Origin of the sequence: Empedobacter sp. UBA6305 (genome assembly GCF_002440405.1) — a bacterium.
Classification (GTDB): domain Bacteria; phylum Bacteroidota; class Bacteroidia; order Flavobacteriales; family Weeksellaceae; genus Empedobacter; species Empedobacter falsenii_B.
This window is the reverse complement of record NZ_DJTP01000037.1, coordinates 17,831-28,471: the sequence shown is the minus strand read 5'-3', so window position 1 is coordinate 28,471 and position 10,641 is coordinate 17,831. Positions and strand designations below refer to the sequence as shown.

The 10,641-nt window shown below is 31.1% G+C and carries 9 protein-coding genes; 7 read left to right on the top strand and 2 right to left on the bottom strand.

Going from position 1 to position 10,641, the window contains the following annotated elements; translation table 11 throughout:
• Nucleotides 1-19: 19 nt before the first annotated feature.
• The 5 genes from B3M86_RS08955 (at nucleotide 20) to B3M86_RS08935 (ending at nucleotide 5,457) form a co-directional block, all read left to right on the top strand.
• The gene (locus tag B3M86_RS08955; protein ID WP_286495437.1) at nucleotides 20-664 is read left to right on the top strand and encodes a porin family protein; all 645 of its coding nucleotides are present in this window, start codon (nucleotides 20-22) and stop codon (nucleotides 662-664) included.
• 126 nt (nucleotides 665-790) lie between these two features.
• Nucleotides 791-1,630, top strand: coding sequence for an AraC family transcriptional regulator (locus tag B3M86_RS08950; RefSeq protein WP_291047162.1), 840 nt, complete (start codon nucleotides 791-793; stop codon nucleotides 1,628-1,630).
• 67 nt (nucleotides 1,631-1,697) lie between these two features.
• Nucleotides 1,698-4,067 (top strand): TonB-dependent receptor domain-containing protein, encoded by a 2,370-nt coding sequence (locus B3M86_RS08945; RefSeq protein WP_291076725.1) that lies wholly within the window; start codon nucleotides 1,698-1,700, stop codon nucleotides 4,065-4,067.
• Between the two features lie 157 nt (nucleotides 4,068-4,224).
• Nucleotides 4,225-4,779: a hypothetical protein gene (locus B3M86_RS08940; RefSeq protein ID WP_219034422.1), complete on the top strand. Its 555-nt coding sequence runs from the start codon at nucleotides 4,225-4,227 to the stop codon at nucleotides 4,777-4,779.
• A 126-nt stretch (nucleotides 4,780-4,905) separates the two neighbouring features.
• On the top strand, nucleotides 4,906-5,457 hold the full coding sequence (locus B3M86_RS08935) for a ferritin (RefSeq protein ID WP_038334091.1): 552 nt from the start codon (nucleotides 4,906-4,908) through the stop codon (nucleotides 5,455-5,457).
• A 70-nt stretch (nucleotides 5,458-5,527) separates the two neighbouring features.
• Here B3M86_RS08935 and B3M86_RS08930 read toward each other — a convergent pair whose 3' ends face one another.
• Nucleotides 5,528-6,079: a lipocalin family protein gene (locus B3M86_RS08930; protein WP_038334090.1), complete on the bottom strand. Its 552-nt coding sequence runs from the start codon at nucleotides 6,077-6,079 to the stop codon at nucleotides 5,528-5,530.
• A 208-nt stretch (nucleotides 6,080-6,287) separates the two neighbouring features.
• Nucleotides 6,288-8,510 (bottom strand): TonB-dependent receptor, encoded by a 2,223-nt coding sequence (locus B3M86_RS08925; protein WP_291076726.1) that lies wholly within the window; start codon nucleotides 8,508-8,510, stop codon nucleotides 6,288-6,290.
• Between the two features lie 69 nt (nucleotides 8,511-8,579).
• On the opposite strand from B3M86_RS08925, the gene B3M86_RS08920 reads away from it, so the two are divergent.
• Both B3M86_RS08920 and murI read left to right on the top strand, forming a co-directional pair.
• Entirely contained in the window at nucleotides 8,580-9,674 is a 1,095-nt protein-coding gene (locus B3M86_RS08920) for a PepSY-associated TM helix domain-containing protein (RefSeq protein ID WP_219034533.1), read from the top strand.
• 132 nt (nucleotides 9,675-9,806) lie between these two features.
• Nucleotides 9,807-10,616 (top strand): glutamate racemase, encoded by an 810-nt coding sequence (gene murI, locus B3M86_RS08915; RefSeq protein WP_219034534.1) that lies wholly within the window; start codon nucleotides 9,807-9,809, stop codon nucleotides 10,614-10,616.
• Nucleotides 10,617-10,641: the final 25 nt, after the last annotated feature.

The following is a 10,641-nucleotide window of genomic DNA, read 5'->3' as shown; positions in this document are numbered from 1 at the left end:
GAGGATATGACGTACCCACATTGGAGGAGCTTCACCGATTGGAATGCCTGCTGAAATCCGAAAAATTGAAAGCTATAACCCTACTTTGCAATTAGGAATAGGTATAAATGCAACAAAGTGGCTCAACGATAAACGTGAATTAGGTGTTCGTGTCGGATTAAACGTAGAAGGTCGTGGAATGAAAACACAAGCGAAAGTAAAGAACTATTACACACAAATACAAAACGATACTGGAGCACAAACCAAAGGCTTTTTTACAGGACATGTCATTACCGAAATGGATAATGCTTATGTCTCTATGCCGGTTCTATTGGTATGGAACGCGTCTACAAAATGGAATTTATATGGCGGATTTTACTTTTCTGCCTTGATTGATAAATCTTTTTCAGGATATATTTACGATGGTGTTTTTAGAGAAGGAAGTCCAATCGGTGAACCTACAACATTTGAAAACACAGCAAAAGGTTTGTACGATTTTTCTGATTATTTAAGTCCTTTTCAATTTGGAAGCCAACTAGGAACTGAATATAAATTAAAGAATCATTTCAGTTTATTTTTTGATGTAACAATGGCTCACAAACAGGTTTTCAAAAAGAATTTCGAAGCCATTTCATTCAAAATGTATAACATATATGGAAATGCAGGATTTGCATATAATTTTTAATTCCTCAAGCATAATATTAAAATAATTCGAACTTACAGGTAACATACATCAAACAAAAGCGTCTATAGAATAGAACACGCTATCAACGTGTTATTCGCTAAAATTGATTTTATTACGTGTACGTTTATGAAAACCGAAATTATACAACCTCATCATCCTGAATTAAAAAATATCGTTCAGTATTTCATCCTTTTCAAATCTAAAAAAGATGAAAAGATTGACTATTCAACTTTCCCTAACACCAATTTGTGTCTTGCCATTTACAAACAGAATAAAATCATTCTCGAACAGAATAAAACAAACAAACATCTTTTTACCTTAAAAGGAAATGCTACATACAAAAGTTATTTATCAGGATTTCACGAATCTAATCTTAATGTAAGCATTGATGCTTCTTTAGATGAAGTTTGCATCATTTTTCATCCAGCTGCGTTACGCTTATTTACAAATATTTCGTACGATGAATTAATTAAAAGTGATGAAGTTTTCGAAATGATTTTCCCAAAATTTGCAACAGATTTTACAGAACAATTATTTGAGGAAAAGAATTCGTTGAAAAGAATTTCAATGCTCGAACATATATTATTGAAAAGCTTAAATCAAGATTATTTAAATACTAAAACTAAAGAAATCTTATACCTTATTCAACAAACAGATGAATTAAAAGTTGGTCCTTTAGCCAAAAATCTTTCGATGAATGAATCGACCTTGTATCGCCTGTTTATGAATCAAATTGGGCAAAGTCCAAAAACTTTTTTGAAAACAGTTCGATTTAGAAAAGCGCTAAATTCTATTCTCCATTTCGAAAAAGAAAAACTTACGCATATCGCTTACCAAAATAATTACACCGATCAATCTCATTTTATCCGCGATTTTAAAGAAATTACGGGACAATCGCCCAATCAATTAAGAAATAAAACAAGCATTCAACAAGAACAATTGGCTTGGATTTATGCGCAACATTAAGCTGCACGATTTTTACAATTTTTTCTTTGTTCTATACTTTTTCTTTGTTATAAATAAAATACAACATATGAAAAATCTTATTTTTATTAGCTGCTATTTGATTGCCTTCAGCTTTTGTTCATCAGTTTTTGGACAACAATTTTCGATAAATGGAAAAGTGATCAATCAACATGATAAAGCACTTGAATTTGCTGATATTCTTCTTTTTAAAAATGATAGTTTACTTATCAATCAAGCATATACAGATAGTCTGGGATTATTTTCTATGAAAACAGATGCTGGAAATTATTTACTTAAAATAGAACAGTTTGGCGTAGAATTTTATTCAGAAGAAATAGAAATTAAACAAGATAAAGACTTAGGACTTATCAAAATTCAAGATGCTACAACTTTAGAAGGTGCAACGGTTACAGCAAAAAAGAAACTAATTGAACAGAAAGTTGATCGTCTGGTTTGTAATATCGAAAATTCTATTGCTTCGCAAGGAATGTCTGCTTTGGACGCTTTACGAAACACACCAATGGTGAATGTACTGAATGATAATATTTCTATTGTAGGAAAAGGAAATGTTTCGGTTATGGTGAATGACAGAATGCTTAATTTATCAGGAAGCGAACTTACTAATTATCTACAATCGCTTCGTTCTGATGATATTGCGAAAATTGAAATCATTACAACTCCTCCTTCAAAATATGAAGCACAAGGAAATAGTGGAATTATTAATATTATTCTAAAGAAAAATCCTAATATTGGCTGGAGCGGGAGTGTAAATTCTTCGTATCAAAAAAATTCTTACAGTGGTTTCAGAACGGGCGGAACGCTTAATTATCAATCGAAAAAATTAAGCACTTCGTTGAAATTAAGGCAATTTGATATGGCTTATAAAGCCGTTGGAACTCGAGATCTTTTAAGCAAAACAAACAGTGTCTACAACTCGGAAACAAGAAAAGATACGCCCGATGGTTTTGGGTTAAACTACAGCCTTGATTATAAAATAAATGAGAAACAAAACATCGGTCTTATTTACGACTATTCCAATCAGCATTATAATATGAAGACGGATGGACTAAGCCATTATGAAACAAATTCTATTATAGATTCTACATTAGTAACCCTTCAAAAACAACGTTGGACAACACCAACACATACTTTGAATACTTATTATGACATAAAATTGGACAGCATTGGTAAAAAACTAAGTTTTACAGCGAATTACTTGAACGATAGTCCTAATAAAATCAACAATTTAAATACTTTTAACAACACGAATCAGCATAATGCTATTGTTCGAAATAATAGTAAAATGAAATATGCGATTTATTCGGTACAATCAGATCTTACGCTTCCTTACAAATGGCTGAACATAGAAACTGGAGCAAAATATACACTATTGGATAACAAATCGAATGTGGAATACTATGAATTTGATGAATCAGATTTTGTTTTGAACCCATCGAATAGCAATATTTTTCATTACAAAGAACACAATTATGCGGCTTATGTTAGCTTTCAAAAAGATTTCAATCAAAAATGGTCAGCAAAAGCTGGTTTACGATACGAATACACTTCGCTAGAAGGTTTTACACCAAATGACGAAAACAGCAGTCTGAAAAAGAACTACGGAAAATTATTTCCTACAGCTTATATCAGTTACAAACCAACTACAAATCATTCGTTCAGTATCAATTATTCCAAAAGAATAAATCGTCCCAATTTTCAATCTTTAAATCCATTCCGTTGGTACACGAATCCGTATATGTATTACACAGGAAATCCTAAATTACAACCATCATTTAATGATAATATTGAACTAAATTATTCGTACAAAGGAAAATTTACATTTGGACTTTACAATCAATTTAGCCAAAATAACACATCGAATATTGCACGTTTTTCGGACGGAATTTACAGCAATGTAATAGAAAATAGTTATGACCAAAACAGAACGGGATTCAATATTGGATATTACAACACATTTTTCAAAATTTGGGAAACCTCAATCAATGCAAATGCATCTTATACAATCACAAAACCGACCATTTCTGAATTGGAAAAACTGAAAGTTTATTCGATGTCATATACCTTTTACAACACTATTACATTAAATGAGAATAAAACGTGGTTTTTGATGCTAAACTTCTGGCATTCGCTTCCGTTCACGTATGCCAACATAAAACTGCAAGATCAATTGGAATTTTCGCCAGGCATTAAAGCTTCGTTTTTCGATAAAAAATTACAAGCTAATTTTGTGGTAAATGATGTATTCAAAACGATTAAAAACAAAGGGTATTCGTATAATGGCGATTATCGTTCGGAGTTTAATCAATACAATGATTACCGAGGTTTCAAACTTAGTTTAACATACAATTTTGGAAATAACAAAGTGAAAGAAAACAACAAAAAAGTGAATTTCGAGGAACAAAACAGAGCAAATTAAACTTAATACAAATCTCAAAAATATCAACTTAATTGTTAACCTTTAAATTTCGCCACTATTTATCAAAAAATATAAAAATAGTTATGGTGCATTCCGATGAATATGAGATATTTGTTTGATTTAACACATCAATATAAATTAACAAGAACTAAATTTAATGAAGAAAGCATTAGAAAATTATTCAATTCAATTTATCAAAGAAATTATTCCTGTAACCGTAGGTATTTTGATTGCACTGTTTATTGACAATTGGAACACAAATAGAAAAGACCAAGTGTATATTAATCAAGTTTTTTCAACGATAAAAAGTGAATTGAATGAAACAACGGAAGAAATAAAATACAATATTCCATTGCAAAATTCTTATGTTGATTCGCTTGAATACTATGCTGATAACAAAAGTGTTAACATTTTGGGTGTCACAATGAAATGTAAAGGTGTGTTTATTCCTCAGATTAAAACAAGCGCTTGGAAATCAGTTTCAACTTCCAAAATAGACTTGATAAATTATGATAAAATCACTTCTTTGTCTAATATTGAAGAACAAAAAGACATATTAAAGAACAAAACAGAATTTTTCATGAATTTCTTATACTCCAACTTTTATGAAACAGAAAAGAACAAAAAAGAAACTATCAAAATTTTAATATTAGACATTATTCAAACCGAAAAAACAATTCAACGACAAATTGATTTTTATAATAAGAAGTAAGGTTTAATGTTATCAAAATATTTGAAACGAATCTAAATATCAATATTTTAGAAAGTATTAACATTCAAAAATTGGGTTTGGTGCGAAAATTCCATTCAATATTCTCAACTTAAATAACCCTTAAAAATGAATACAACAAGAATTTCTAAAACATTACAAAAAGCACTAAATGATCAAATTACATTAGAAGCTTTTTCGGCACAAATTTATCTAATGCTTGCATGTTGGGCAGATGAAAATCAATTGGACGGAGTCAAAAATTTTATGATGAAACACTCTCAGGAAGAGCGCGTACATATGGCTAAAATTATAGAATATGTTCAAGAACGTGGTGGAACTGTAAAAATTGAAGCCATAAAAAAACCTGGACCTGAACCTAAAAATGTATTAGAGTGTTTTCAAGCTGTTTTAAAACAAGAAATCGAAAATACCGAATCCATTTACAAAATTGTAAAAATGAGTATGGAGGAAGAAGATTGGGCAACATGGAATTTCTTACAATGGTTGGTTGCTGAACAACGTGAAGAAGAAAAATTAGCACTCGATTTATTAGACAAAGCAAAATTAGCGGGTGGTGCTAATATGTCTGATGCTGCAAAATTTGATTTAAACAAAACGATCGGTAATACAGGGCAAGATTTTCCTACAGCAGATCAAATTAATCCATTAGCAGAATAATATATTCATCATTCATCTCAAAGGGCTAATTTNNAAATTAGCCCTTTGAGATGAAACTATATTTATCAACTTATTCTTGTACAGTCCAAGTAAGTTCCTCTATCGCATATCCTTTTTCTTCTGCATACAAAAGAAACTTTTGTTTTGTTTCTTCCGAAATTGTTTTTTGTCGTGATAAAATCCACATATAATCATGACTTTCACCAAAAACCAAAGCTGTTTCATAATTAGGATCCATCAACACTACATTATATCCTGAATAAAATGGTCCAAAGAAACTAACTTTTAAAGCTCCTTTCCCCTCTTCTCCGTTCAACTTAACTTTTCCATGAGCTTCTGTCCATTGGTTTTCTTTATCATCAAAACCTCTGTTATGAACTTCTATTACACCTTTCTTATTCAAAAAATAAGTCGCAGTTACATGACTCATATTTTTTTCATATTTGAAATCTAATCGTGCAATTTCATACCACTTTCCCATGTATTGTTGCGGATCAAAATTTTCGACCGCTGTAACATAATCCGGGATTTTAACTTTTCGACAATTCAACCAAGCATAAGTCAACCCTCCCAAACCTGCTAACGCTAAACCTGAGATCATTTTTTTATTTAATTGCTTCATAATTCATTCTTTTTGTGAGAAACTTTATTTATAAATTCAATTGCAATCATTAAGCCAATAACCATATTTGAAAAGGTTTTAATACATTTTCTTGTTTAGTTTTCTTTATAAATGAAATACACAAAACTTTCTAGTACAGTTTTCAATATTTCCTATCTAAAAAATATTTTCAAGAAAAAAGCGAATCAAAAGATTCGCTTGTCATAAATTAAAAATTGTATGTAAAACTTAGATTAAAAGTTCTTCCTCGTCCAGCGTAATAAAACAATTCTGGAACTTTATATGCACTATACAAAACTTGTGATTTTGCACTCCAAATTGTTTGATAATCGGTATTAAAAATATTCTGAACACCTAAATTAATTTTACCGAAAGGTAATTTGTAAGCAATCATTAAATCTGATGTATTGTATGAATCAATCACATTTTCCAAACCATCTGTGTATTTGAAACTTTGTAAAGTTTGAAATCTAAAATTCCAATTATCAAATCCATAACCTGCGTAAGCTGTAAATTTAGAAGGTCCAGAAGTTGAAACGTCTTGTTTTTGCCAATCACCATTTTTCTCCACTTCAGATTTGATTAACAATGTATTTGCTCCAACATAAAATCCTCCGTTCGTGTAAGAAACCTCTGTTTCTACGCCCATATTTCTTAATTTCTGATCAACTACTTCTACCCAAAGATTTAATCCATCACGTTTTAAAGCAATATTTTTATCGGAATTACTGATAAATCCAGAGATTTGTCCTTTAAATCCATTATTTGTTCTGAAACGATAACCAAGTTCAAATTGTCCTGTTTTCACACCAGAAAGAGGAGAATCTTTTACATTGACACTCGAACTTAAATCCCAATTATTGGTTGCAGAATTAAATTTATAATTTCCATATCCATAAAATTTTGATGGATCAGCCAACGAAACTCCTTGTGAATAAGTTGTCCAAACTTGGTTCAATTCATTAATTTTATACAACAAACCAGCATTTAGCATCGTCATATTATAGCTACTTTTTCCGCCTGGAATATAATCGGCGCTGTTTCCATAACCATTTGCGATTTGCAATTGTTGAGTAGAACCAACAAAATCATCCAACTTAATCGAAATATCTTGGTAACGAATTCCTCCCGAAACTTTCAATTGAGGTAAAATATCATACTCAGCTTGCGCATATCCTGCAAAACTTGTAGAATGATTGGTTGGATAACGATCAATTGTTAAAACAGTGTGATTAATCATTCCTCCACTTGATAATGATTTCTGAGAATCAAATACATTTTGTTGACCTTCAAACTTTTCAAAGTCAGCGTCTACACCATATGTTAATTTCAATTTCCCCCAATCTTTTACCAAAACAGCTTTTAGACCCGAATAATACGTATCCTGTTGAGAAGCCGACATATAAGGACTTGTCCCAGAAGGCAACGTTAAATTACCTGGAAATGGGTAAAATCCTAATTTCTCAACACGAGAAGCAAATTGAACATAAACGTCTTGCCCTCCTAAAATATTCGTTCCATTATAACTCAATGTTCCCATTACACGCTCTGTTCCTGGATTTTTATCCGTATCAAAACCATCTCGCATTTCCAAAACAGAAGCATCTCCTTTGGTTAAAACACTAATGTTTTCACCTAAATATAAACTACGATCTCCATTATATTTTGAACGATAATATTGCACAGATCCATTGATTTGATGCTTCGGATTGAATTTATAACCTGCTGTTGCCAACACATCAATAGATTGATTATATTGTAAATCTAATTGCGAAATATCTGCAAATATTTGATCTCCATCTGCATCATAAGCTCCACCATTTTGTTGAAATGCAACAGCCAAACGTCCCGTAAATTTATCATTTTTGTAACCAATAGATTGAGCAACGCGCCAATCATGATCATCACTTCCTGAAAAACCTGTACGTAAACCAAGTTCTGTTTCGCCACTAATTCCATTTTTTAGTGCTTTTTTCGTCACAATGTTGACAATACCACCTGTCGCATTTCCGCCATAAATTGCGCTTGCACCAGATAAAACCTCAACTCTTTCGATATTAAACGGATCAATTGCATCTAATTGACGACTTATGTTACGGATACTGTTTAAAGAAACTCCATCTATCATCACCAGCATTGAACGTCCACGCATATTTTGACCATAATTTGATCTTCCTTGCGAACCAACATCCATCCCTGGAATCATAATCGCTAAAGCTTCTTTTAATGGAACACCATTTTTAGCTTGTTGTGCAATTTGTTCTTGATTGATCACCCAAACAGTTCCTGCCAAATCAGATATTTTAGTAGGTTTTCTTGAAGCAACTACCACAACATCATTCAAATCTGTGGATATACTATCATTCGTTTGGGCATATGACAGCGAGGCACTCCCCAATAAAATTGTTAAACAGATGATATTTTTTTTCATAGTGTGTTTTTAAATAATTTATATTTGCTGCAAATATAATTTTTATTTATTCTAAATTAATTTTTATTAATGAAAAAATATTTTCTCTTCTTTCACAAATGGTTTGGATTATTTACAGGTATTATTGTTTGTATTGTGGCAATAACAGGAGCTATATTTTGTTTTCAAGATGAAATAAAAGATACTCTTTTTGATTATAGAAAAGTCGAGATTGTTCATCAACCATTCATAAAACCAAGTAAAATTATCCATAAAGTACAAGACAAAAATCCTAAACATGTTGTGCTTCGAGTGATGTATATGGATAAAGATCGATCAACGGTTGTGATGACGATGGATGATAAAAAAGAATCTTACTTTGTGTATATTAATCCATATTCAGGGAAAATTTTACATCAAGAAAATATGAAACAAGATTTTTTCTTGGTGATACAATACATTCATATGAATCTTTTATTGGGTGATATCGGAAAAAATATAATTGGTTTTTCAACTGTTATTTTTATCATGATTATGATAAGCGGTTTAATTCTTTGGTGGCCCAAAAAGAGAAAACAAGCTAAAAATGGGTTAACGATAAAATACAAAGCAAAATGGAAACGTATCAATTATGATTTGCATAATGTACTGGGATTTTATGCTTTTAGTATTGCATTTATTGTCGCTTTATCAGGTATTGCATTTAGTTTCAAACCTGTTCGCAATTCATATATGCAAATCGTTAATCTTGGAAAATCATTTCCAAATGAAGAAAAAGGATATGTCTATCAACCTAAAAAAATGTTAGAAAACAATTACACTATTGTTGATTCTGCATATGCTTATAGTTTAAAAAATAGTCCAACAGCTTCTATGTATTGGATTTATTTACCCGTACCCGAAAAAAATCCTTTGGCCATAAGAGCGTATCATAAAAGTTTGCGTTATTATGCGGTTGACGAATATCAATTTGATTCGGAACAATTTCAGGTTTCTCAATTAATGAATGAGAATTTATCAAATGGTAAAAAGTTTGCAAACTCAATGTACGACATTCATACAGGACAAATATTAGGTTTATTTGGTAAAATATTAGCCTTTACTTCTTCAATAATTGTGGCAAGTTTACCTATTACAGGTTTTATAATTTGGCGAAATAAAAAACGGAAGCAGAAAAGAAAATAATTTTATTCAAACAATTGTTGAATAGATTATAAAATTTATTATTTCTATTAATTATATGTAAATTTTCAAACCAAATTATTACGCTAACATCTTAATACATTTTGTAAATTTGTGCTTCAAAAATAAGCGAATATGCAAGGACCAATTGGTGTTTTTGACTCTGGTTATGGAGGATTAACCGTTTTCAAAGAAATACAGAAAAAACTTCCGCAATACGATTATATCTATTTAGGTGATAATGCTCGTTGCCCTTATGGAATTCGCTCGTTTGAGACAGTTTATGAATACACCAAAGAATGCGTTTTTAAATTGTTTGATTTGGGATGTAACTTGGTTATACTTGCTTGCAATACAGCTTCTGCAAAGGCTTTACGAACAATTCAGCAAAATGATTTACCCGAAGGCAAAAGAATTTTGGGTGTTATACGCCCAACAACAGAATCGATAAATGAATACACAAAGAATAACAAAGTCGGAATTTTAGCTACACAAGGAACTGTTTTGTCTGAATCGTATAAAATCGAGATGAACAAATTTCATTCAACAATTGATGTTTTTCAATTGGCTTGTCCACTTTGGGTTCCTTTGGTTGAGAATAATGAAATTGATAGCAAAGCTGCGCACGATATTGTAGAAAAAGATATTCAACGCTTATTTGATCAATCATCCGAAATCGATACAGTTGTATTGGCTTGTACACATTATCCGCTTCTTCTTCCTGTTATTTCGCAATATGTACCAGAAAATGTAACAATTCTTTCGCAAGGAGAATTGGTCGCGAATAAATTAACTGACTATCTACATCGTCATCCCGAAGTAGAAACACAATGTTCAAAAAATGGGCATCTTACATTTTATACGACAGATGATGCGAAAAGTTTTGAAGCAAATACAACAATTTTTTATGGTCAGAAAATTACTGCTTCACATTTAGATGTTTAAAATATTTTTCCAGAAAATATACCAA